At 70.4% G+C, this 22,994-nt stretch carries 26 protein-coding genes; 15 read left to right on the top strand and 11 right to left on the bottom strand.

Features of this window, described 5'->3' with window-relative positions; all coding sequences use genetic code 11:
- The first annotated feature begins 29 nt into the window (after positions 1 to 29).
- From OG381_RS05245 to OG381_RS05200, 10 genes are all read left to right on the top strand, one after another.
- On the top strand, positions 30 to 1,700 hold the full coding sequence (locus OG381_RS05245) for an FAD-dependent oxidoreductase (RefSeq protein WP_327714917.1): 1,671 nt from the start codon (positions 30 to 32) through the stop codon (positions 1,698 to 1,700).
- Between the two features lie 214 nt (positions 1,701 to 1,914).
- Entirely contained in the window at positions 1,915 to 2,451 is a 537-nt protein-coding gene (locus OG381_RS05240; RefSeq protein ID WP_327714916.1) for an HIG1 domain-containing protein, read from the top strand.
- 122 nt (positions 2,452 to 2,573) lie between these two features.
- Complete coding sequence (locus tag OG381_RS05235; protein ID WP_327714915.1) at positions 2,574 to 3,233, top strand: class F sortase; 660 nt, start codon at positions 2,574 to 2,576, stop codon at positions 3,231 to 3,233.
- Between the two features lie 162 nt (positions 3,234 to 3,395).
- A complete protein-coding gene (locus OG381_RS05230; protein ID WP_327714914.1) occupies positions 3,396 to 4,553 on the top strand; it encodes a SchA/CurD-like domain-containing protein in 1,158 nt (385 codons plus the stop codon).
- A 67-nt stretch (positions 4,554 to 4,620) separates the two neighbouring features.
- Positions 4,621 to 5,082, top strand: a complete 462-nt coding sequence (locus tag OG381_RS05225) for a cupin domain-containing protein (protein WP_307035184.1) — start codon at positions 4,621 to 4,623, stop codon at positions 5,080 to 5,082.
- Positions 5,079 to 6,347, top strand: coding sequence for a beta-ketoacyl-[acyl-carrier-protein] synthase family protein (locus OG381_RS05220; RefSeq protein ID WP_327714913.1), 1,269 nt, complete (start codon positions 5,079 to 5,081; stop codon positions 6,345 to 6,347). Before OG381_RS05225 ends, OG381_RS05220 begins: the two co-directional genes overlap by 4 nt.
- Positions 6,344 to 7,594 carry a ketosynthase chain-length factor gene (locus OG381_RS05215; protein ID WP_327714912.1) on the top strand — a complete coding sequence of 417 codons (1,251 nt, stop codon included), beginning with the start codon at positions 6,344 to 6,346 and terminating at the stop codon, positions 7,592 to 7,594. The genes OG381_RS05220 and OG381_RS05215 overlap by 4 nt, the downstream gene beginning before the upstream one ends.
- Before the next feature lie 58 nt (positions 7,595 to 7,652).
- Entirely contained in the window at positions 7,653 to 7,910 is a 258-nt protein-coding gene (locus tag OG381_RS05210) for an acyl carrier protein (protein ID WP_266830871.1), read from the top strand.
- A 1-nt stretch (position 7,911) separates the two neighbouring features.
- Positions 7,912 to 8,391: an SRPBCC family protein gene (locus OG381_RS05205; RefSeq protein ID WP_327714911.1), complete on the top strand. Its 480-nt coding sequence runs from the start codon at positions 7,912 to 7,914 to the stop codon at positions 8,389 to 8,391.
- A 20-nt stretch (positions 8,392 to 8,411) separates the two neighbouring features.
- Complete coding sequence (locus OG381_RS05200; RefSeq protein WP_327714910.1) at positions 8,412 to 8,744, top strand: TcmI family type II polyketide cyclase; 333 nt, start codon at positions 8,412 to 8,414, stop codon at positions 8,742 to 8,744.
- A gap of 90 nt (positions 8,745 to 8,834) precedes the next feature.
- Here the strand turns inward: OG381_RS05200 and OG381_RS05195 are convergent, their stop codons facing one another.
- The 3 genes from OG381_RS05195 to OG381_RS05185 all read right to left on the bottom strand — a co-directional run bounded on the left by OG381_RS05195 (position 8,835) and on the right by OG381_RS05185 (position 11,319).
- On the bottom strand, positions 8,835 to 9,893 hold the full coding sequence (locus tag OG381_RS05195; RefSeq protein ID WP_327714909.1) for a methyltransferase: 1,059 nt from the start codon (positions 9,891 to 9,893) through the stop codon (positions 8,835 to 8,837).
- Between the two features lie 43 nt (positions 9,894 to 9,936).
- Positions 9,937 to 11,001 carry a right-handed parallel beta-helix repeat-containing protein gene (locus OG381_RS05190; protein ID WP_327714908.1) on the bottom strand — a complete coding sequence of 355 codons (1,065 nt, stop codon included), beginning with the start codon at positions 10,999 to 11,001 and terminating at the stop codon, positions 9,937 to 9,939.
- A 138-nt stretch (positions 11,002 to 11,139) separates the two neighbouring features.
- Positions 11,140 to 11,319 (bottom strand): hypothetical protein, encoded by a 180-nt coding sequence (locus OG381_RS05185; RefSeq protein ID WP_327714907.1) that lies wholly within the window; start codon positions 11,317 to 11,319, stop codon positions 11,140 to 11,142.
- Between the two features lie 159 nt (positions 11,320 to 11,478).
- Between OG381_RS05185 and OG381_RS05180 the strand changes: the two genes are divergently transcribed.
- The gene (locus OG381_RS05180; RefSeq protein ID WP_327714906.1) at positions 11,479 to 12,306 is read left to right on the top strand and encodes a class I SAM-dependent methyltransferase; all 828 of its coding nucleotides are present in this window, start codon (positions 11,479 to 11,481) and stop codon (positions 12,304 to 12,306) included.
- Positions 12,307 to 12,308: 2 nt separating this feature from the next.
- Here OG381_RS05180 and OG381_RS05175 read toward each other — a convergent pair whose 3' ends face one another.
- From OG381_RS05175 to OG381_RS05165, 3 genes are all read right to left on the bottom strand, one after another.
- A complete protein-coding gene (locus OG381_RS05175) occupies positions 12,309 to 12,545 on the bottom strand; it encodes a hypothetical protein (protein WP_327714905.1) in 237 nt (78 codons plus the stop codon).
- A 24-nt stretch (positions 12,546 to 12,569) separates the two neighbouring features.
- Complete coding sequence (locus OG381_RS05170) at positions 12,570 to 12,692, bottom strand: hypothetical protein (protein ID WP_327714904.1); 123 nt, start codon at positions 12,690 to 12,692, stop codon at positions 12,570 to 12,572.
- Positions 12,693 to 12,766: 74 nt separating this feature from the next.
- Positions 12,767 to 13,876 (bottom strand): NAD(P)/FAD-dependent oxidoreductase, encoded by a 1,110-nt coding sequence (locus OG381_RS05165; protein ID WP_327714903.1) that lies wholly within the window; start codon positions 13,874 to 13,876, stop codon positions 12,767 to 12,769.
- Between the two features lie 494 nt (positions 13,877 to 14,370).
- Here OG381_RS05165 and OG381_RS05160 point away from each other — a divergent pair, with 494 nt between their 5' ends.
- The gene (locus tag OG381_RS05160) at positions 14,371 to 15,165 is read left to right on the top strand and encodes a serine/threonine protein kinase (RefSeq protein WP_327714902.1); all 795 of its coding nucleotides are present in this window, start codon (positions 14,371 to 14,373) and stop codon (positions 15,163 to 15,165) included.
- Positions 15,162 to 16,709 carry a serine/threonine-protein kinase gene (locus OG381_RS05155; protein WP_327714901.1) on the top strand — a complete coding sequence of 516 codons (1,548 nt, stop codon included), beginning with the start codon at positions 15,162 to 15,164 and terminating at the stop codon, positions 16,707 to 16,709. The genes OG381_RS05160 and OG381_RS05155 overlap by 4 nt, the downstream gene beginning before the upstream one ends.
- A gap of 27 nt (positions 16,710 to 16,736) precedes the next feature.
- On the opposite strand, the gene OG381_RS05150 is transcribed toward OG381_RS05155, so the two are convergent.
- From OG381_RS05150 to OG381_RS05140, 3 genes are all read right to left on the bottom strand, one after another.
- Entirely contained in the window at positions 16,737 to 17,897 is a 1,161-nt protein-coding gene (locus OG381_RS05150) for a hypothetical protein (RefSeq protein WP_327714900.1), read from the bottom strand.
- Positions 17,894 to 18,034 carry a hypothetical protein gene (locus OG381_RS05145; RefSeq protein ID WP_327714899.1) on the bottom strand — a complete coding sequence of 47 codons (141 nt, stop codon included), beginning with the start codon at positions 18,032 to 18,034 and terminating at the stop codon, positions 17,894 to 17,896. The genes OG381_RS05150 and OG381_RS05145 overlap by 4 nt, the downstream gene beginning before the upstream one ends.
- Before the next feature lie 134 nt (positions 18,035 to 18,168).
- A complete protein-coding gene (locus OG381_RS05140; protein ID WP_327714898.1) occupies positions 18,169 to 19,152 on the bottom strand; it encodes an ArsR/SmtB family transcription factor in 984 nt (327 codons plus the stop codon).
- Between the two features lie 299 nt (positions 19,153 to 19,451).
- Here OG381_RS05140 and OG381_RS05135 point away from each other — a divergent pair, with 299 nt between their 5' ends.
- Both OG381_RS05135 and OG381_RS05130 read left to right on the top strand, forming a co-directional pair.
- A complete protein-coding gene (locus tag OG381_RS05135) occupies positions 19,452 to 19,862 on the top strand; it encodes a hypothetical protein (protein ID WP_327714897.1) in 411 nt (136 codons plus the stop codon).
- A 54-nt stretch (positions 19,863 to 19,916) separates the two neighbouring features.
- Entirely contained in the window at positions 19,917 to 21,146 is a 1,230-nt protein-coding gene (locus OG381_RS05130; RefSeq protein ID WP_327714896.1) for a serine hydrolase domain-containing protein, read from the top strand.
- A 105-nt stretch (positions 21,147 to 21,251) separates the two neighbouring features.
- Here OG381_RS05130 and OG381_RS05125 read toward each other — a convergent pair whose 3' ends face one another.
- Positions 21,252 to 21,968 (bottom strand): alpha/beta fold hydrolase, encoded by a 717-nt coding sequence (locus OG381_RS05125; RefSeq protein ID WP_327714895.1) that lies wholly within the window; start codon positions 21,966 to 21,968, stop codon positions 21,252 to 21,254.
- A gap of 20 nt (positions 21,969 to 21,988) precedes the next feature.
- Positions 21,989 to 22,957 carry an alpha/beta hydrolase gene (locus OG381_RS05120; RefSeq protein ID WP_327714894.1) on the bottom strand — a complete coding sequence of 323 codons (969 nt, stop codon included), beginning with the start codon at positions 22,955 to 22,957 and terminating at the stop codon, positions 21,989 to 21,991.
- Positions 22,958 to 22,994: the final 37 nt, after the last annotated feature.

Raw genomic sequence — 22,994 nt, 5'->3', positions numbered from 1 at the left:
CGACGGACACGACGCGCTGGAGGCGAGCCATGAATCAAACAGACGATCAAGCCGACCCCACGACCCATCAGGTCCCGGTCCTCATTGTCGGCGGTTCCCTCGTCGGCCTGTCGACCTCCCTGTTCCTGGGCCGGTTGGGCGTACGGCACACGTTGGTGGAGCGCCACGCCGGCACTTCCATCCACCCTCGTGGGCGGGGCAACAACGTCCGCACCATGGAGCTGTTCCGGACGGCCGGCATCGAGCCGGGGATCCGGGAGGCCGCCGCCACACTGGACGACAACCACGGCATCCTGCAGACGCCCACCCTGGTCGGCGACGCGGGCGAGTGGCTCTTCAAGGAGATCGACGCGGGCGGCGCACTGGCCCGCTTCAGCCCCAGCTCGTGGTGCCTGTGCAGTCAGAACGACCTGGAGCCGGTGCTGTTCGAGCACGCCGAGCGGCTCGGCGGCGATCTGCGGTACGGGACCGAAATGCTGTCGTTCGACAGTGATCCCTCCGGCGTCACCGCGGTGGTCAAGAGCCGGGACACGGGCGAGCACACCACCATCCGTGCGGACTACCTCGTCGCGGCGGACGGTCCCCGCAGCCCCGTCCGCGAGCAACTCGGCATCGCCCAGAGCGGTCCTGGTGACCTGTTCAGCAACGTCAGCATCACCTTCCGGTCCCGCCGCCTCGCCGATGTCGTGGGCGACCGCCGCTTCATCGTCTGCTACCTGACGGACCCCGAAGCCGACGGCGCTCTGCTGCCCGTGGACAACCGCGAGAACTGGGTCTTCCACGCTCCCTGGCACCCGGAACGCGGCGAGACCCTGGAGGAGTTCACCGACGAGCGGTGTGCCGAGCACATCAGACGCGCGGTCGGAGTGGCCGACCTCGACGTACAGGTCACCGGCAAGGCTCCCTGGAACGCCGCCCAGAGGGTCGCCCGCAGCTACCGGTCCGGGCGGGTCTTCCTGGCCGGTGACTCGGCCCACGAGATGTCCCCCACCGGGGCCTTCGGCTCCAACACCGGCATCCAGGACGCGCACAACCTCGCGTGGAAGCTGGCCGCGGTGCTCGGCGGATGGGCGGGGGAGGGGCTGCTGGACACCTACGACGCCGAGCGGCGCCCGGTGGCCGAGGCGACCAGCGCCCGCGCCGCCGCACGGTCGGTCGAGCACAGCCACCCCGGGTTCGCCCCGCCGCCCGGCATGGGCGGTGGCGGCGGGGGAGGCGGCCCGCAGCGCGGCATCCTCAACGTGGTCCTGGGCTACCGCTATCCGCAGGGCGCCGTCGTCGGCACCGACCCCGCGGCTCCGGTCGTACCGGAACGCTTCGACCTGTCCGGTGAACCCGGCAGCAGGGCCCCCCACCTGGCGGTACGTCATCAAGGCGAGCGGATCTCCACGCTGGATCTCTACGAACGCTCGTTCGTGCTGCTCAGCGACGCCGACGACCCGAGTGGCTGGCACGAGGCCGCCGTTCGGCTCGCCGAGGAGATGTCCGTCCCCCTGGCCTCCTACCGGGTGGGCAGCGCTCCCGGTGCCGAGCTGACGCCCGAGGGCGACACGGACTGGTCGGCCGTCCATGGAACGGCGCGCGGCGGCGCCGTACTTGTGCGGCCCGACGGGTTCGTGGCCTGGCGGTCCGCAGGGCCGGACCCGGACGCGCAGTCGGCACTGCGCCACGTCCTGACGACGCTGCTGGTAGCGGTCTGACCTCGTAGGACACGGCCGGCCGACCCCTGGACGGGGTCGGCCGGCCGTGTCGCGCGGTCGTGACGTCGTGCCGCCGGGAACCGTGCGGGTTCACCCGTGTGATCGTCCCGAGTTGTGACGGCAGGTCAGCTGACTGACGGTGGATCACGTCGAGGGCGGGTCACATCAGCTGACGAAGTGCCAGCTGTCCGTCCCTTGACGGAGGGAACGTCAGATGCACTCTGCTCGCATGCTCCTGGCCACCGCGGCGGCTTCGACCGTCCTCGTCCTCGGCGCTCCTGGCGCCTACGCGGCCGGGAACGACTGGGAGGACCACACGGACTCCTCCTACAGCAAGGACCACGACAAGGAGCACGGCAAGGAGCACGGCAAGGACGCCGAGCACGACTCGCCGCGCGGTGGCATGCACACCGGTGGTGGGGCCCTGACCGCGGCGAACGTGGACGGCTCGGACACCGCCAAGGACCCCAAGTTCGACCCGGAGACCTACAAGGACAAGGAGCACGGCAAGGACTCCGGCAGCGGTAAGCAGGAGGACTCCTGGAGCAAGGAGGACGGCGGCGACTCCTGGAGCAAGGAGGACAGCGACTCCTGGAGCGGCAAGGAGGAGAAGCCCAGCGGCGGCATGCACACCGGTGGCGGCGCGTTGGCCTCGCCTGCCGTGACCGCGGGTGGGCTGGCCGTCCTGGCCGTCGTCGGAACCGGTCTGTACTCGGTGCGCCGCAGGAAGACCGCAGGAAGCGTGGCCTGACCCATGCCGGATGCGATAGCCGCTGTGGCCGCCACGCCTGTGCAGCGTGGCGGCCCCGCCGGTTTTCCCCGTGCCCCGTCCCTCGTCCGATGTGCTGCCGTGCCCTGGTGAGGTGGTGTCCGATGGCAGTCCCCCCGTCCCCCGCAGACAACCCTTCCCGTACCAAGGTGATGGTGATCGGCGCCGTGGCCGCCCTGGTGCTGGCCATCAGCCTGTTCGGCGGCAATGACACCGCGTCCGACACCGCGTCGTCCGACGCCCCCCGCCCGTCGCGCCCCGCTCACACCGCCGCGGCGGCTCCGCCGGCCGCACAGCCCGCGGGGAAGCATCTGCCGCGATCGAGGCCCGTACGCCTGCTCATTCCGAAGATCTCCGTCGACGCCCCCTTCACCGAACTCTCCATCGGCCGCACGGGGCAGCTCGAACCGCCCCCGGCCGACGACACCAACCTCGTCGGCTGGCACGCCAAGGGAGCGACCCCCGGAGAGGCGGGCACGTCGATCATCGCCGGGCACGTCGACACGGCGACGTCGGCAGCCGTCTTCGCCGACCTAGGCGAACTGGAGAAGGGCGACGTCTTCCACGTCAGACGAGCCGACGGGCGCACAGCGTCCTTCGTGGTCGACAGCGTGGAGACGTTCGACAAGGAGAACTTCCCCAGCCGGCGCGTGTACGCCGACACGGCCCAGGCACAGGTCCGGCTCATCACCTGCGCCGGTGACTACGACCGCACCGTCAGGGACTACACGGACAACCTGGTGGTCTTCGCCCACCTCGCCTGAGCGGACCCCGCCTTCCCCGGCGGCCGGTCACCCGGGCAGTGGCACATGAGTCGCGCGGCTGTGGGAGCGGGATCAGGATCGAGGAGATCGAGGCTCGTCAACGTCTCATCGACAGCGCCGCGATCCGTCCGCTTTGGCCCCCGCGAAGGAGATGTGCGCAGCATGACCACCACGTCCGAACGTGCTCCGGAAACTCTCATGCGGCAGGCGGCGCAACGCGTCTCCCAGTCCGTGTTCGACGGCTCCCCGCTCCGCGTCGTCCTGCTGGTGGACGTCTACGACGGGGCCCAGCAGCAGTTCCTGGAGGCGTACGAGCAGCTGTGCAACCAGGTCGCCTCCGTCCCCGGGCATGTCAGTGACCAGCTGTGCCAGTCCATCGAGAACCCCTCCCAATGGCTCATCACGAGTGAGTGGGAGAGCGCCCCGCCCTTCCTCACCTGGGTGAACAGCGAGGAACACGTGCGGATGGTGGAGCCACTGCACAGCTGTGTCCGCGACACCAGGTCCCTTCGCTTCCACATCGTCCGCGAGACCGGCGGCCCGGCGGCGCAGACCGGGTCCGGCACCCGGCGCCTCCAGGTGGCACCGAGGATCGGCGACGGCCTGATCCGGCACGCGCTCACCTTCACGGTCAAGCCGGGCAGCGAGAAGAAGGTGGCCGAGATCCTGTCCGGGTACACGTCACCGGAGCCGCGGGTCGACGACACCACCCAGCTGTGCCGCACCTCCCTGTTCATGCACGGCAACCGGGTGGTCCGGGCCATCGAGGTGCGGGGCGACCTGCTCGCCGCGCTGCGGCACGTCGCCCGGCAGCCCGAGGTGCGGGCCGTCGAGGAGGCCATCAACCCCTTTCTGGAGCAGGACAGGGACCTCGACGACCCCGAGTCCGCCCGCGTCTTCTTCACCCGGGCGGCGCTGCCCGCCGTACACCATGTGACGGCGGGTCAGGAGAGTCCGGACGCGGTGCGGCACGCGCTGTACTACCCGGCCCGTGAGGGGTGCGGTCTGCGGCTGGCCGAGTTGCTGGCCCGTCAGGACGAGGCGGCGGCGGACGATCCGCACGGACCGGTGCTGCGCAGCACGATCTTCCAGCGCGACGACGTCGTCGTACGGCTGGTCGACGTGCGCGGCGGCCTCGACACCGACCCGAGCCCCGTGCTCGGTCTCACGGATCGCAGCCAGGCGGCCGAGCTGACGGAACTGCTCGACGGCGAAGCCTTCGGAGCGGACGGTCCGGCGCTGAAGGACGGCGCCCCCGCTCGCCTCCTCACCGTCTCCCGCATGGAACTCGTCACCGACCGTCGGGCGTCCGACGCCTGACTCGCCGGTACCCGGGCCGTGACGGCCGCGCCCCCCTGTCGATGCTGCACATGTTCGGAGGAACGTCGTGAACAACCGCCATCCCGGAATCGTGGATGTCAGCGAGGTCGAGCCCAACACTCGGCGCGGTGGCGACCTGCGTGCCCTGCTCACCCCCACCACCGTCGGCTCGACCAGCGGCTTCATGGGCGTGGCCATCATCCAGCCCGGCGACCGCATCGCCGAGCACTACCACCCGTACTCCGAGGAGTTCATCTACGTCCTGTGCGGGCAGCTGGAGGTGGACCTGGACGGTGAGCCCCATCCGCTCCAGCCCGAGCAGGGGCTGCTGATCCCCACCCACATGCGCCACCGCTTCCGCAACGTCGGCAAGGTGGAGGCCCGCATGGTCTTCCACCTCGGCCCGCTCGCCCCGAGCCCGCCGCTCGGCCATGTCGACACCGAGGACGCCGACGGCGTACCGATCGTGGTGGAGGCGGCCCCCGGGGGTGCGGGACGGCCGGCCGAGCGATCTCAGGTCCGTTCATGACGAGGCGCGTGGCGGTCACCGGACTGGGCATCGTCGCTCCGGACGGCATCGGCATACCGGCGTTCTGGGATCTCCTGTCCAACGGGCGTACCGCGACCCGGGGCATCACGTTCTTCGACCCGTCCGGGCTGCGTTCGCGCATCGCCGCCGAGTGCGACTTCGACCCGGCGGCCCACGGGCTGGACGCGGAGCAGATCGCCCGGTGCGACCGGTACATCCAGTTCGCCCTGGTCGCCGGGGAGGAGGCCGTACGGGACTCCGGCCTCGACCTCGCGGCGGAGAACCCGTGGCGCGTCGGGGTCTCCCTGGGCACCGCGGTCGGCGGCACCACCCGGCTGGAGCAGGACTACGTACTGGTCAGCGAGAGCGGCAAGCGCTGGGACGTGGACCACCGCCAGTCCGGCCCCCATCTGCACCGGGCGTTCTCGCCCAGCACCCTCGCCTCGGCGGTGGCGGAGCGGTTCGAGGCACGCGGGCCGGTGCAGACCGTCTCCACCGGCTGCACCTCGGGGCTTGACGCGGTGGGCTACGCCTTCCACGCGATCGAGGAGGGCAGGGCCGACGTGTGCATCACCGGCGCCTCGGACTCGCCGATCTCACCGATCACCATGGCCTGCTTCGACGCGATCAAGGCCACCTCCCCGAACAACGACGACCCCGCCCACGCCTCACGCCCCTTCGACGCCGACCGCAACGGGTTCGTCATGGGCGAGGGCGGCGCGGTACTCGTCCTGGAGGAGCTGGAACACGCACTGGCCCGCGGCGCGCACGTGTACTGCGAGCTCAGCGGCTACGCCACCTTCGGCAACGCCTACCACATGACCGGTCTGACCACCGAGGGCCTGGAGATGGCCCGGGCCATCGAGGACGCCCTCGACCAGGCTCGGCTCGACCCCACGGCGATCGACTACGTCAACGCGCACGGATCGGGCACCCAGCAGAACGACCGGCACGAGACGGCCGCGGTCAAACGCGTCCTGGGCGCGCACGCCTATGACACGCCCATGAGCTCCATCAAGTCCATGGTGGGCCATTCCCTGGGTGCGATCGGCGCGATCGAGGTCGTCGCCTGTGCGCTGGCCCTGACCCACCAGGTCGTCCCGCCCACCGCGAACTACGAGACCCCGGACCCCGAGTGCGACCTGGACTACGTCCCGCGCGTCGCGCGCGAGCGGAGGCTGAACAGCGTGCTCTCCGTGGGCAGCGGGTTCGGCGGCTTCCAGTCCGCGGTGATCATGAACCTGCCGAGGGAGAAGACACGATGAGCGAACCGCATCCTCGGCGCGCGGCCATCACCGGCATCGGACTGGTCGCGCCCAACGGAACCAGCACCGAGACCTTCTGGAAGTCGACCAGGGAGGGCATCAGCGTCCTGGACCGGATCACCCGGGAAGGATGCGGGCACCTGCCGCTGCGGGTGGCCGGTGAGGTCCGGGACTTCGACCCGCCGACCGTGGTCGAGGAGCGCTACCTCGTCCAGACCGACCGGTTCACGCATTTCGCGATGGCCGCGGCCGACCAGGCGCTCGACGACGCCGGCCTCGACCGGGCCGAAACGGACGCCGCGCCGTTCTCCGTGGGCGTGGTCACCGCGGCAGGTTCCGGTGGCGGCGAGTTCGGGCAGCGGGAGCTGCAGCAGCTGTGGGACAAGGGCAGTCGCTTCGTCGGGCCGTATCAGTCCATCGCCTGGTTCTACGCCGCGAGCACCGGTCAGATCTCCATCCGCCGCGGCTTCAAGGGCCCTTGCGGTGTGGTCGCCGCCGACGAGGCCGGCGGCCTCGACGCCCTGGCGCATGCGGCGCGGGCCGTGCGGCGCGGCACCGACGTGATCGTGGCCGGTGCCACCGAGGCGCCGCTGGCCCCCTATTCGATGGTCTGCCAGCTCGGCTACGAGGAGCTGAGCCTCGTCGACGACCCGGAGCGCGCCTACCGTCCGTTCACCGCCTCGGCCTGCGGATTCGTGCCCGCCGAAGGCGGCGCCATGCTCGTCGTGGAAGCCGAGACCTCGGCCCGTCGACGGGGTGCGCCCGTGCGGGCCACCCTGGCGGGCCACGGGGCGACGTTCACCGGCGCCTCCCGCTGGGAGCAGTCCCGGGAAGGGCTGGCCCAGGCCATCCGGGGCGCCCTGGACGAGGCCGGCTGCGCCCCCGAGGAGATCGACGTGGTCTTCGCCGATGCCCTCGGCGTACCGGAGGCGGACCGAGCCGAAGCACTGGCGATCGCGGACGCCCTGGGCGCGCACGGCAGACGGGTCCCCGTCACGGCACCGAAGACCGCCTTCGGCCGGGGTTACTCGGCGGCGCCAGTGCTGGACGTCGCCGCGGCGGTGCTGGCGCTGGAACACGGTCTGATTCCGCCCACCCCGAACGTCTTCGACGCCTGCCACGACCTCGACCTCGTGACCTCCCGCGCCCGCGCCGCCGAACTGGGCACGGCGCTGGTCCTCAGCCGAGGCCTCATGGGGTCGAACTCGGCGCTCGTGCTACGGCTCGGCGCCGGCGACGCCTCCTGACGAGGCATCGCGAGCACCCATCACACAGCACCCGACACGAAACAGGGAGACAAACCGTATGAGTGACCGAATCACCGTGGAAGAGCTCGCCGAACTCATGAAGAAGTCGGCCGGAGTCACCGTCGCCCCGGAGGAACTCCAGCAGCGGTACGACACCGGCTTCGACGCCTTCGGCATCGACTCCCTCGCGCTGCTCGGCATCGTGGGTGAGCTGGAGAACCGGTACGGCACACCCATGCCTCCCGACGCCGAGAAGAGCAAGAACCCCCGGCAGTTCCTCGATCTCGTCAACAGCGCACTTCTGGCGGGTGCCTGACATGGCCGGACACACGCAGAACGAAGTCACCATCGCCGCGCCGCTCGACCTGGTCTGGGACATGACCAACGACGTCGCGAACTGGCCGCAGTTGTTCAGCGAGTACGCCTCCGCCGAGATCCTCTCCCAGGAGGGGAACAGGACCACCTTCCGGCTGACGATGCACCCGGACGACAACGGCAAGGTGTGGAGCTGGGTCTCCGAGCGGGAGCCGGACCGCGACAAGCTCATCGTGCGGGCCCGCCGGGTGGAGACCGGACCCTTCGCCTACATGAACATCGTGTGGGAGTACGAGGAGGTGCGCGCAGGCACCCGCATGGTGTGGACCCAGGACTTCGCGATGAAGCCGGACGCACCGGTCGACGACGACTGGATGACGGACAACATCAACCGCAACTCCAAGGTCCAGATGGCCCTGATCCGGGACCGCATCGAGCAGGCCGCGACGGAACGCCGGCCCGCGCCGATGCTCTCCGACTGACCGGGACGGAGGACAGGACGATGCACCAAACCCTGATCGTCGCCCGCATGGCACCGGAGTCGGCCCTCGACATCGCCAAGGTGTTCGATGAGTCGGACCGGGGGGAACTGCCGCACCTCGTGGGAGTCGCCCGGCGCAGTCTCTTCCAGTTCGACGACGTGTACCTGCACCTCATCGAGTCGGAGCGGGACCCCGGGCCCGCCATCGCGAAGGCGGCCGGCCGCCCCGAGTTCCGGGACATCAGTGAGCGGCTGTCGGCGTACGTCACCGCGTACGACCCGGCGACCTGGCGTTCACCGAAGGACGCGATGGCGCGCTGCTTCTACACCTGGGAGCGGGACGCCGCCTCCTGAACCACCCGCACGAACCGCCGGTCGCCGGGCACGCGAGGATTGCGTGCCCGGCGACCGGCGGTTCGTGCGGGTGCTGCCCAGGGGACGTGGTCACCCGGGGACGGTGCAGTCGAACGCGTGCAGATAGGGATTGACCGGGCTGACGTCGTCGATGACCAGGCCCGCCTCCGTCAGCCTGCCCGCCATGCTGGCGGTGGTGTGCTTGGCGCCGCCCACGTTGAGGAGCAGCAGCAGGTCCATGGCGGTGCTGAACCGCATCGAGGGCGTGTCGTCGACGAGGTTCTCGATGACCACGACCCGCGATCCGGGACCGCCCGCCTCGATGACGTTGCGCAGCGTGCGGGTCGTGCTGTCGTCGTCCCACTCCAGGATGTTCTTGATGACGTAGACATCGGCCTGGACCGGGACGGCCGCACGGCAGTCACCGGGCACGAGACGCATCCGGTCCGCGAGTGCTCCTCCCGGCCGCAGCCGTGGGTCGGCGTTGGCCACCACGCGCGGCAGGTCGAGCAGAGTGCCGTGGAGCGAGGGGTACTTCTCCAGCAGACTCGCCACCACATGCCCCTGGCCACCGCCGATGTCGGCGACCGAGGTGGCCCCCGACAGATCGAGGAACTGCGCGACATCCCGCGCCGACTGCACGCTGGAGGTCGTCATGGCACGGTTGAAGACGTCGGCCGATTCGGGGGCGTCCTCGTTGAGGTAGGGGAAGAACTCCTTGCCGTACAGATCCTCTACGACGTTGCGCCCGGAGCGCACCGCCTCGTCCAGCCGGGGCCACGCGTCCCAGGTCCACGGCTCGGTGCACCACAGCGCGATGTCGCGCAGGCTGTGCGGATCGTCCTCGCGCAGCAGCCGGGACATGTCCGTGTGGGTGAACGTCCCGTCCGGCCGCTCGGCGAAGATGCCGTAGCAGGACAGGGCGCGCAGCAGCCGTCGTAGTGGCTTGGGTTCGGTCTTCACCGCGGCCGCGAGGTCCTCCACGGCCAGCGGGCCGTCACCGAGGGCGTCGGCGACCTTCAGCCGCGCGGCCGCGCGGAGGGCGGCCGCGCACGCCGCCCCGAACACGAGTTCCCTGAGCCGCATGGATGGCGGCGGCGCGGTCTGTCCGTTCTGTGTGGCCGGTGGCGTGGTCTGTGTGGTCGTCATGTGCCGCCTTCCTTCTTCGAGTTCATGAGCGACGCCATGTCCGTCAGCACAGACCCGCGGGCTTGGACGCCCGGCAGGTGTTGCCCTGGAAGGTGTTGCCCTCGCCGGTGTCGGTGTTGACGAGGTCCGCCGGGGCGTTGTCCTTCAGTACGTTGTCGGTGATCCGGTTCCGCTCGCTGGTGGCGCCCACGAAGCTCTTGAACAGGACGATGCCGCCCGACAGCGAGGAGGGGCCGGCGTTGTCCGTGACCCGGTTCCGCGTCACCAGGGTGTCCTCGGCGCCGGTCAGCACGATGCCGGAGCCTTGCAGTGCCTCGAGCCGCGCGGTCTTCGGGCAGGACTTGTTGTTCCGCGCGACGCGGTTGTCCCGCACGGTCAGGGCGCCGGCCTTCGGCTTGTTCTCGTCGCCCACGACGAAGATGCCCGCGCAGTTGCCGATGACCTGGTTGTGCGCGACGGTGAGGTTCCGCAGCCGTCGGACGGTGAGACCGACTCGATTGCCTTCCAGAAGGTTGCCTTCGATCACCGTTCCCTCGGTGTCCGCGGCGCCCTCGTCGGCCTTGATCGTGTTCGCGAGCAACAGGCCGGCGTCGCCGTTGTCGCGGGCGGTGTTCTTGCGGAACACACTGTGGACCGAACGCTCTTGGGCGATGCCCCAGACCCCGTTCTTCTCCGCGGTCACGTTCTGCACGGTGAGGCCGTCGGTTCCCACCGAGAACACTCCGGACTTGGCGAAGCCCGTCACGGTCAGGGAGGCGACGGTGACGCCCTTGATGTCCTTGTCCTTCTTCCCGACCACGCAGATGCCGTTGCCGTTTTCGCCGCAGCTCTCGGCGGCCTTGGTCGTGGCCGGCTTGAGGACGGTGCTGCGGCCCATGCCGCGCAGGGTGAGACCGGGCGTGGTCACCTTGACGCTCTGGCGGTAGGTGCCGGGCGTCAGGAGAACGGTGTCTCCCGGGTCGGCGGCGTCCACCGCCGCCTGGATCGACTCCCCGGGAAAGACCACGTGGGTCATCTGGTGGTCCGCGGCGGCCGGCGAGGCGGCACCGAGCCCCACCCCGGTGATCGCTGTCGCGCACGCCAGGTAGGCGATATGAAGTTTCATCATATTCTGTACGCTATGACCCAATAGTCCGCGAATGGTCCCGATAGCCCATCCGGCGGCGTGTCATGGCGGCGCAGGACCTGCGGATCCCGGGAACGTGCGCCCGACCGCCTCGCCCTTACGGCGGCCGGGTGAACGGAATCAGCGCCTGCGGCCGCCGCGTGCGGACCAGCCGGTGCCGATACCCGCGAGATGCAGGGCCAGAACGGTCAGCCCGAGCAACATCACGTTGGTCGAGCTGAAGGCGTCGTTGGTGGAGATCTCGGCCGCGTTGATCAGGAAGGCGATGAAGAACAGGACTGCGGAAATGATGGCCAGCAAGGTGACCGTCCCTTCGGTCGAGGGCTGATGTGCACTTGCCGTCCGGATGCCCCCAAGTCGCGGGAAAACACGACCGATTGTGCCCTGATTAATCTCACCCGGCCGTGGCGCCGGCGCGGGGTGGCGTCTTCGTGCGCTGGTCTCGTAGCTTGTGCGTTCGTGACTGATGATCCGCAGACGCACCCGAACCAACGTCACCTCGGCCGAGTGTTCAACGAGGTGCCGGAGCTCTACGACCGGGTCCGGCCGGGCTACCCCGACGAGTTGTTCGCGGACCTGGCCGCCGTCACCGGCATGGGCTCGAAGTCGAGGGTGCTCGAGGTGGGCTGCGGTACCGGTCAGGCGACGCGTTCACTGGCGGCCCTCGGATACGCGGTGACCGCCGTCGAGCCCGGCGCCGACATGGCCGCGCTCGCTCGCCGGCGGCTCGCGGCATTCCGTGATGTCGAGGTCGAGACGTCGACGTTCGAGGCGTGGGACGACCGCGGCCGGCGCTTCGACGCCCTCGTGGCCGCGTCGTCGTGGCACTGGGTCGACCCGTCGGTCGGCTGGCGGAGAGCGCACGACGTGCTCCACCCCGGAGGCTGGGCTGCGCTGCTCGGCCACGTCGTCGTCAGCAGGCCGGACGAGCCCGAGGTCTACGCCGAGACCGCCGACCTCCATGAGCGGTTCTGCCCCGGGAACCCCGACTGGGGTCACCCGCCGCTGGAGGACGAGGTGCGTGCCAGCGACGAGGGCTGGGGCCCGGTCGATGATCCCGGGGAATTGTTCGGCCCGACGATCGTGCGCTGGTACCCCACCGTTCAGTGGTTCGACGGCGACGGCTTTGCCGACCACCTCCGCTCGCAATCGCTGTACCGCAAACTCGATTCCGACGTCCGCGAGCCCCTCCTCGACGCCATCGCCGAGCGCATCCGCACGCGACTGGGCGACCGAGCCTCACGCCGCTACCTGAGCTTCCTGCGGGTCGGGCAGCGCGCCGAGTGAGGTCAGGCCTGCCGTGGGGTTGATCCCCCGAGGTAGTGGTGAGCGTTGCGTTCTGCGGCGGCATGCCACCAGCCGGGCGGGGAGGGGCCAGTGACCCTGGCCGTGGGCTGGTCGGGATGCAGTCCGAGCCGCCGGAGCGCATGTGCGTCGACGCGGACGGTGAACCAGCCGTGCCAGTGGCCGTCAGGACCGATGCCGCAGGTGAGGTCCCACTGGACTTCGTCCGCGGTGAACGGCATCCAGTCGATGCCGCGGTTCCGCAGTCAAGCGCGTGCGGCCTGCGCGGGGTGGAGGCGGCCCAGATTCTCGTAGGCCGCGATGGCGACCCAGTCGGTGCTCGGCGAGTCCATGGTGGCCATGATGCAGCGCCGTCGTGCAGGTGTCATCGGCATTGATTGAGCACGGTGATGTGGGCGTGCGGAGCGGTACCCGTGCTCGTGCGCCTGCGCTCGCCCGGCTGTCACGGCGGGAACCGCTGCGGGTGGAAGTCCGTGAGCAGTGCGTCTCTTTCGCCGGTGAGGATTTCCGAGGCGAGGAGTCTGCCGATGACGGGTCCGAGGGTGATGCCGCTGTGGGTGACGGCTTCGTAGTAGCCCGGCACGGACGGTACCGGTCCTACGGAGGGGAACCCGTCGGCGGGGATGGGCCGGTGGGCTGTCCGTACCTGGGCGACGGGGGAGTCGCCGAGTTCGGGGACGACGTGCCGGGCCGATTCGTGGAGCAGGCGGGCGAGTTGGCCGGGCTCTTCGCCGGTGTCGATGAGGGCGTCGATCTCCCGGCTGTGGAGGACCACCGAGGCGTCTCCGTCCGGGCGCATCTCGATGTGTGGTGCGTGCATGGCCCGGTGGATCGGGACGGGAGCACAGCTGACCCGGGCGACGACGCCGGGCTCCGCGCGCATCGGCAGGTGCCGTGCGACGAGCCCGGCGATGTGTGAGGCGCTGGGGCCTGCCGCGTTCACGACGACGTCGACGTCGAGAGAGCTCCCGTCGGACAGGGCAACGGTCCGGACGCTTCCGTCGCCGCCGGTGCCGAGGTCACGGACCGCGACGCCGGAGCGCAGCTCGGCGCCGGATGCCACGGCCTCGTGGACCAGACGGCGGACGAGATGACGGCCGTGCACCCAGCCCTCGTCGGGATAGAACAGCACCCGAGCCCCACCGGGCACCATGACGGCGGGTTCGAGGCGGCGGCGCACGTCGGCCCCCGTGTATTCCTCGACCCGGTAGCCCCAACCGGCCAACAACTCGGCCGTTTTGAGGAACCGCGCCTGCGCCGTGGGTTCGTCCGCCCAGCGCAGGTGGCCGCTGGGATACCACCACGAGTCCGGTCCGATGACCTTCGCCAGATCACGGTGGGCCGACATGCCCGCGACGTTCAGGTCGAAGTAGGACCTGGTCACCGTCTTGTTGCCGGCGTTGACCCACGAGAAGGACCAGTTGGTGACACCCTCGCCCGGTCGGCCCGCGTCGATGAACACCACTTCGGCCCCGCGCCGGGACAGGTTCCAGCCCACGCTGGCTCCCAGGACGCCCACGCCGATGACAGCGACACGTTCAGGCCGCTTCACGAACCCGATCCTCACACCTCACGAACGCCGCCTCCCCAGATCCTGGGCGAACTCGGACCGCCGCCCCGACGCCCGCCGCTGCTCCAAGTCCCCATCGTGGCCTCATCGTTGGCCCCGTGTCTGTCCCGCAGTCCATCTCGTGGTAGCTGCCGCACAAAGAACGTGGCCGTCCACGGCCGTCCGGTCACCGTGCCCGTCGACAACGCGTCGCACACGGGGAACCGAGAGGATCGGCCGATCGTCCTAGTGGGCGTGCCTCGCGCTCTCACCCCTGGAATCGGCCCGCTTGCGGTGCCTGGCATGGACAACGATGTCACCTCTGCGGCTTTTGACCAGAAGCCCGCTCTGTGGGGTGAGTCGGCCGCGACGGACGAGGCGGCGAAGTGGCGACTGTGACCGAAAGACGCTCCCTGCTGCCCCGCGTGGAGACGCCGGGTCGGCGGAAAGCGGAACCGCCTCTACAATCCTGGCGACCACATCGGGGGAAAGTCGGTATGGAAACAATCATCGTGCAGCCGCCCGGGCCGTCGCGCCCGGGTGAAGTCGACGTCGGCGGGCCCGAGTTGCTGCGCATGGGGCCGGGCGACGTGGCCGACTTCGGGCGCGGACTGCCCGGCGGCCGGGAAGTCGCCATCGTCCTGCCCGACCCCGGAATCTCCCGGCGGGCGGGGCGCCTGGAGGCGGCCGAGGACTACTGGCGGCTGTCGAACTTCAGCCGTGACACCGCGTACGCGGTCGAGAACCTGGAGGGTGCCGGCGAGTACATCACCGTCGCCCCTGGTCGGCTGGGGGCGCCGGTGCCCTTCGAGTTCTCCCGAGTCGTCCTGCCCGCGATGAGCGGGACCGTCGACTTCAAGGTGTTCGCCCCGCAGCACGCCTATCTGGACAAGCGATCCTCGCCCGGCGCGGGGGAGTTGACCGTGCATCCCTACGCGCTCGATGTCACGGCGAAGTACTTCCTCGTCCTCGTGGCCCTGTGCGAGCCGCGCCTGCGCGATCCCTCGGACGGCGCGCTGCCGGGCGCGGGGGACATCGCGGAGCGGCTTCGCCCGCTGGAGAGCTGTCGTGGTCTGACCCGTTCAGCGGTGAACTACCACATCGACTATCTGGCCTTCGCCAAACTGCGCCTGGACGTCGGTGAGGAGCCCGGGGCGGACGGCAACGGCCGCACCGGCGCCAAGCGCGCCCGGCTGGCCTCCCTCGCCCTGCGCTTCGGCCTGGTGCGCGAGGAACACCTCGCCCTGTTGCCGTCCCGCAGACGGCCCGTCCCGCAGGAGAGCGGCGCATGAGCTCGTCAGGTGCCGAAGAGGGCGCTCTCGAAACGCCGCGACTGCCGGCGGGTTTCCGTATCGAGGGCTGGGAGTTGGACGCCGTCATCGGGTCGGGCGGCTGGGGGACCGTGTACGAGGCCCGCGCGGTCGCCGACGGCACGATCGTGGCGGTGAAGGTGCTGCCGACCGGCGCCCTGGCACCCGGTCAGCGCGCCGCGCTCGGCGAACTGGTCGCGCGCGAGGTGCGGTTCAGCGAGGAGGCGGACCACCCCCACCTCGTACGGACGCATGCCGTGTGCACCGTGGACGCGCCGGACCTGCCCGCGCTGGACGGTGCCATCGCGCTCGTCATGGACCGCGCCGAGGCCAGTGTGCGTCAGGCGCTGGACGCTGCCGCGACAGGGCGTCCGATCCCGGATGCCGTGCGGGTGCTGCGCGGCGTCGCCGCGGGCCTTTCCCATATGCACGGGGCCGGTTGGGTGCACGGCGACCTCAAGCCCGCCAACGTGCTGCTGGGCGCGGACGGCGCGGTCTGGCTCGCCGACTTCGGTCTGGCCACCGAACTCGAGGGCACCCACGCCTATGTGCCGCCGCTCGGCACCCTCGATCATGTGCCGCCCGAGTGGTGGTCCCAGCGCACGGGGGCGGACGGGACGATGGTGCGGCCGACCGCCGACATCTGGGCCTTCGGCATCCTGGCCCACCAGGTGCTCACCGGTGGCCTCCACCCGTTCCCCGGCGCCACCGCCCGCGCCCGCTCGCTCGCCGCGCAGGCCTACGCCCGGGGCACCGCGCCGCTGCGTCTGGACGCCGGACTCGAGGAGAACTGGCGCCGACTCATCGAGGACTGCCTGGCACCCGACCACGCCGGCCGAGCGCGCCACACCGCCGCGAGCCTGTCCGCCCGCATCGAGCAGCTGGCGACCCCGCGTCGACGGCGCCGCCTGCTGCCGGTCGCCGCCGTGGCGCTGGCCGCCCTGTCGGCCGCCGCCATCGGCGGGGCCGCGCTGCTCGGGGGCGGCGGAGGCGCGGGAAACGACGATGACGATCAGGGGCGCAGTACGGCGACCGTCGTCACCGGCGCCCACAGTCCGGCCGCCGGGGAGATCCCGGAGGACTCCGACGTACCCAAGGCACTGCGACCGATCATCGTGAAGGCCGCCCACCGCTGCACCGACGCGGAGGTCACGCCCGCGTTCCTCGCCGCCATGATCAAGGCGGAGAGCGGTTTCGACGCGGACGCGTCCCGCCCGAAGAGCGAGGAGTTCGGTATCGCCATGTGGACGCCGTCGGTGTTCCGGGCCTGGGCGGTCGACGGTGACGGCGACGGCGACAAGGACTACATGTCGCCCCCGGACGCGATCTCCACGATGTCGCTGTACGTGTGCTGGCTCGACCAGCAGTTCAAGAAGGAGGAGATGCCGGCCAAGGACCTTCCCGCGCTGATGGCGGCCGGCTACCGAACCAGCGACCGCACGGTCATCACCGAGGGCGGCGTCCCCGAACGCGTGCGGCCCCATGTCGACAAGGTGCTCCGCTACCTCGCCGCGTACGGAGGGTGAGGAAGCGGAGCTGTCGCTCAAGGCCGTTCAGCAGTCCTTGACGTCGGGCATCTTGTTGTCGGGCGAGTTGATGTAGATGTTCGAGATCCAGCCGTTGTACTGGGGGAGGTACGCCCACCAGTCATTGCTGTACGGCGGTACGTCGACCTTCTCGCCCCTCGCCTGGCAGCCCACCAACACCTCGACGCCTGCGGGGAGTTGGGTGATGGCAGTGTTGCCCGTGTTCGGGTTGGGCCGGACGTTCACATGGTCGCTCCATGTGCCGTACCACCATCCCGCGGGCCGGGTGGCGCCGGGAACGTTCAGGGAGCGGGTCAGCCGGCCGATGTCCGTGTACGCCTTCCCGTACGACGTGCCGACTTGATGCAGGGTGAACACGGCCACGATGGACCGGTCACCGGCGCCCACGGTGCCGGTGCTGTGCAGTGCGGGCCGGTCCAGGTCCACGTCCACGTCCGCGGCGGCCGGAGCCGGGCTCGACGTACCGGCCGCGGACGCGGACGCGGTGCTCGCCGTGCCGCAGGTGCCCTTCTCGAAGGAGGCTCCCGACCAACCCTGCTTCACCGCCCACGGCTTCGAGAACGCCCCGGCGATACCGAAGTGCTGGTCGAACTTGTCGGAGGCGCAGCGGGTGGACTGACGCAGGTTGTCCATCACGAAGGTGCGCACCGGGGCGGGCGCCGAGTCCAGGAGGTAGCGGTAGATCGTCACCGTGTCGCGCGCGGAGAGGGCGGTGTAGCCCCAGAAGCCCTCCTTCCCGGCGGGCGGCACCGCCGTGTCCTTGAGCTCGAGGTTCTTCACCATGCGGGTGATGATCGCCGTACCGCCGTGGTCCGACCAGTAGTTGTTGGCGGCGCTGTCGTTGCTGCTGCGCAGCATCGGCTCCAGCCATGCCCGGTCGGCGGCGGGCACGGTGTAGTCGGGGCCTCGGTCCCACAGGTAGTCCAGCGCCATCAGCAGCTTGACGATCGAGGCGGACCGGAAGCGGGTGCTCGAGTTGAGCTGCTCGGTGAAGGTGCCGGTCTGCCGGTCGAAGACGGCGACCCCGGCGCTGACACCGGAGGGCACCTCGACGGACGCGGCGGCGGGGCGCACCGGCTGCCCGGCCGGGGCATCCGCGGCGGCGGAGCCTGCCACGCCGCCGATCAGCAGGAGCGCGGCGGCGACAGCGAGAAGAGGGCGCTTCACAGGTTGTGCTCCCTGGGATTGATCGAGTTGGCCGGTGCGAGGGCGAGCGCGTCGGTGCCGTGCAGAATTCGGGGCATGTGATGCCTTTCGACGTGGACACCCTTTTTCAGCGTGATGCGGACACTGTCAAGGCGCATGAAAGCCGTCTCTTCCTGTCTGTGGAGGGTGCCCCGCAGCACGGCCGGGGCCTGGAAGACGACTCGAACCTTAGGAAGGGGAGTGGGGGCGGCGGTCCTGACGGATGTCAGGGTGGCGCTCGCCGCGTGCGGGCTCAGCTCGACAGCAAGTGGACGAGTGTCGCACCTGACGTCGTACGCCGGGCCACCACATGCTGCCCTCGCCGCTCCCGGCTGAGGAGACCGGCCGCCTCCAGCTGACCGCAGTGGTAGGTCACGGTCGCCGGCGTGCAGTTGAGCGCGGAGGCCAGGGAGCCCATGGTGCAGGGGCGGACGAGCTCGCGCAGGATCCCCGCCCGCAGGGAACCCACCACGAGCTTGAGCGGGTCCCTTTGGGTGGTGGCCTCCCGAGCGGTCCACAGCGTGTTCAGGCCGGGCACGGGATAGCCGAACCACACGGCGTCGGAACGGTCGAAGCTGAAGACCGAGGCACCGTTGCCCGACACGATGGGCACCAGCACCACACGGCGGGCACCCCGCTCGAATGTCTCGGGGTGCGGATCGGGCACGTACAGGGTCTGCCCGGAAAAGCGGATCTTGGGCCCGAGCCCGCTCATGACGAGCGGCAGGGCGTTGCTGACGACCGCCACACCCACCCGCTCGGTCTCCCGGGCCAGCAGGGCGCCGGCCCGCGCCCAGACCGGCCCGAAAGCCTCCCACACGGCGCTGAGAATGGCCGCGTACGCGTGGATGAAGGCCTTCGGCCGGTCGACGACCGACTGCCACTGCCGAGGGACCGTCCCCCCGAAGTCCGACTCCAGCTCCCGCAGCAGCAGATGGGGCGAGACCTCCGCCAGACGGTCCAGCTGGACCGAGAGATCGGTCTCCCACAGGGGTGCCGTGGGGGTGAGGCAGTCGGGAACCATCGAGTACTCACGGGTGAACAGCGGCCGCAGCACCGCCTCCGCCCCCTCGGGCACCGCCGAGCGCAGCGCGCGCCGCCACGTGGGGTGCACCCCCTGGGTACGTCCGCCCAGCGCGTCCGCGACGAGCGACATCAAGGTGACGCCGGGCTGCGCCACGACCGAGACCGGCACTGATTCCAGCGGCCCCAGACACAACTCGGAGAACCGGGCCATGAACACCCCCCATTGACGTACCAGCACCCCTTGGGACGCACGGGCCTGAGCAAAGGTTTCGAACAACCCGAGCAAAGACGGGGATCGGGACACGTTTTGAAGCTGCTCGAAATGCTGGGCCGTGCCGCCCGCTTTGAACAGACTGTGTCCGACCACGGGGGACGGTGGGCGGCTGACCAACCGCGCACATCGCTGTGCCCCCGCGCAGACACGCATGAGGAACGGGACTCCGGCGACCCCGCCGTGTGGCAGCAGCGGATCCCGGTGCTGAAGACCCTGACCTCGACGAGGGGGAACCCATGAACTCCGTACGCCGAAAGATCCTCGGTTTCGCGGCCGCCTTCGCGACCGCCGCGACACTGATGGGCACGGCCACTCCGGCGAACGCCGCGACCTACCCGTGCCAGATGTCCGGTTCCACGATCCCCTGCACCAAGGTCACCGGGATCGACCCGGGCTCCTGGCTCCAGGTGCGCACCGGCCCGGGCTACCAGTACGGCCCGATCGCCCAGGCGTACAGCCGCCTCTACAACGGCAACCAGGTCGGCCTCACCTGCTGGACGCTGGGCGACGGGGCGGCGGACAACCCGAACTACCGGTACTGGATGTGGGTCGAGGTCGGCAACAGCTACGGCGGCTTCGTCAACGACTGGTACCTGGAAACCGGCAGCCCGGAGGTCTGGAAGCAGCAGATCCGACAGTGCCCCTGAGCCGGCGGACCGCTCCCGCCTGCTGTGCCCCACTCTTCGAGCCGAGGAACTGACGTGACCCTGAACAACCGCCGGCGGCTGGCCGCGGGCGCCACCCTGATCGCCGCGCTCGCCGCCGGTGTCGTCCCCGCCACCACCGCCCACGCCGCGCCCGCCGTTCCCGGTGCCACCAAGGCGACCACGCCCGCACCCGACATGGAAGGGGTGGTCGCCGCGCTGAACGCCGCCCTGGCCGAGGGCGCGCCGGGAGCGATGGCCCGGTTCACCGGCCCCGACGGTGTCCAGGCCCGGACCGTGGGAGTGCGCGACCGGGAGTCGGGCGCCGCCATGGACATCCGCGCACGCTTCCGTATCGGCAGCGTCAGCAAGACCTTCTCCAGCGTGGTGCTGCTCCAACTCGTCCAGGAGCGGAAGCTGGAGCTCGACGCGCCGGTGAACCGGTACCTTCCCGGACTGCTGCCCGACGACCGCATCACAGTGCGGCACCTCCTGACCCACCGCAGCGGGCTCGCGGACTACACCGACGCGATGTTCGAGCACACCGTGCCCGGCTTCGAGGCCGTACGCAATCGGGTCTTCAGCTACCAGGAACTGGTGGACCTCTCGCTGAGCGAGCCCCGCACCACCGAGCCCGGCGTCGCTTACAAGTACTCCAACACGAACTTCGTGGTAGTAGGCATGCTCATCGAGAAGGTCACCGGGGAGTCGGTCGCCAAGGAGTACCAGCGCCGCATCTTCGGGCCGCTCGGGCTGCGCAACACCTCGTACGTGCACCCCGACGTCCGCATCGCGGGGCTCCACGCGCACGGCTATCTGCACCCCGACGAGGCCGGTGCGCCGCTGGTGGACTCCACCGAGCAGACGGTCTCCTGGGCGCAGTCGGCCGGGGCGGTCATCTCCAGCCCGGCGGACCTGAACACCTTCGTGACCGCGCTGATGCGGGGCAGGCTGCTGTCGCCGCGGATGCTGGAGGCGATGACCACCGTCACGCCGACCGACACCACCAACACCCGCTTCTACGGCCTCGGTCTGCGCCGCTACGACCTGTCCTGCGGCACGCGGATCTACGGCCACACCGGCACCGTGCAGGGGTTCTACACCTACGCCTTCGCGACCGCCGACGGCCGGCGCAGCCTCTCCGCGATGGCCAACACCTCCAACAAGGGATCCGCGAACACCGCGCTCGGCGGCACCCTCGAGGCCGCGTTCTGCGGCAAGAAGCCGGCCGCGAAGTTCGCGCCGTCCCAGTTGCCGGCCGAGTCGGACCTGCCCGAACGCCGCTGAAAGCCGACGTCTCGGCTCTCGATGACGACCGCCCCCGGGGGCAGTGAGAGCGGCGCGGCCGGACACCGTGAGGATGTCCGGCCGCGCCGCTCGGTCCGCGTGCCGTCAGCGCGTCGCGCGGACCGCCTCACGGATCAGGTCGGCGACCTCCTTGGGCCGCGAGACCGCCACGGCGTGCGAAGCGCCCTCCGCCTCGACGATCGTGGCCCCGGCCCGCTTGGCGCCGAAACGCTCGACCTCGGGATTGATCGCCTCGTCCGCGCCGGCGACCAGCGCCCAGGACGGCTTGGTCTGCCACGCGGCCACGGGCGCCGTCTCCTCGAACGCCCCTGCGGCCAGAGGGCGTTGGGTCGCCGCGAGAACCTTGGTGACCTCCGCGGGCACATCGGCGGCGAACACCGCCGGGAAGGCGTCCTCGGCGATGGTGACCTCGACGGCCGGGTCGCCGTCCGGCACCGGGTACGTCCACTGCTTGAGGTTGCTCACGAGCGGGGAGAGCGGGAAGCGCCCCTGCAACTCGCCGAGGCTCTCGCCCTCTTGGAGGACGTAGGCCGCCACGTAGACCAGGCCGACCACGTTCTCCGCGGCACCGGCCACGGTGATGACCGCGCCGCCGTAAGAGTGCCCGACGAGGACGACCGGGCCGTCGATCTGGGAGGCCAGGGAGGCGACGTAGGCGGCGTCCGACGCGAGGCCGCGCAGCGGGTTGGGCGGCGCGATCACGGGGATGCCGTCGCTCTGGAGCTCTTCGACGACCCCGGCCCAGCTGCCGGCGTCCGCGAAGGCGCCGTGCACGAGCAGAACGGTGGGAGTGGTGGACATATGGGGATCTCCTTGTCGGATCAGCCGTGCAGCGCGGTGCGCAGGGTGGTGATGGCCTGGTTGATCGCGGCGTGGGCGGCGTGGGTGTCGCGCAGGGCGTTGAGCATGACGAAGTCGTGGATGATGCCCTGGTAGCGGACGGCGGTGACGGGGACGCCTGCGGTGCGGAGGTGGTTGGCGTAGGCCTCGCCCTCGTCGCGCAGGACGTCGGCCTCGCCGGTGATGATGAGGGCCGGGGGCAGGCCGGTGAGCTGCTCGGTGGTGGCGCGCAGCGGGGAGGCGGTGATCTGGGCGCGGTCGGCTTCGTCGGTGGTGTACTGGTCCCAGAACCACTGCATGGCGTCGCGGCGCAGGAAGTAGCCCTCGGCGAACTGGTGGTAGGAGCCGGTGTCGAAGGCGGCGTCGGTGACCGGGTAGAACAGCACCTGCTGGACCAGCGGGACGTCGCCGCGCTGCTTGGCCATCAGGGTGAGCGCGGCGCTCATGTTGCCGCCCACGGAGTCCCCGGCGACGGCGATGCGGGTGGCGTCCAGGTTGTTGGCGGCGCCTTCCTGCACGATCCACTGGGCCACGGTGTAGTTCTGCTCGATGGCGACCGGGTAGCGGGCCTCGGGCGAGAGGTCGTACTCGGGGAAGACGACCGCGGCATTCGCGCCGGTGGCGAGTTCGCGGACGAGGCGGTCGTGGGTGTGGGCGTTGCCGAAGACCCAGCCGGCGCCGTGGATGTAGAGGATCACGGGGAGGGTGCCCTGGGCGCCTGCGGGGCGGACGATGCGGGTGCGGACGCTGCCGGTGGGCCCGCCGGGCACGGTGATCCATTCCTCGTCGATCGCGGGCTTGGTGATCTCCCCGGACTGCACCTCGTCGACCGCCTTGCGGCCCTCGACCGGGCCCAGGTCGAAGAGGTACGGCGGGTTCGCGGTCGCCTCCGCGAAGGCGGCTGCCGCCGGCTCCAGCACCGGCTGGACCGGTTCCACGGCGTCAGACATGTCGTTCTCCTCAGGTTCTTGACGAGTGCTGCGGGCG

Source organism: Streptomyces sp. NBC_00490 (assembly GCF_036013645.1).
Classification (GTDB): Bacteria; Actinomycetota; Actinomycetes; order Streptomycetales; family Streptomycetaceae; genus Streptomyces; species Streptomyces canus_F.
The sequence above is the reverse complement of the archived record's forward strand: the minus strand, read 5'-3'. Positions and strand labels throughout refer to the sequence as shown.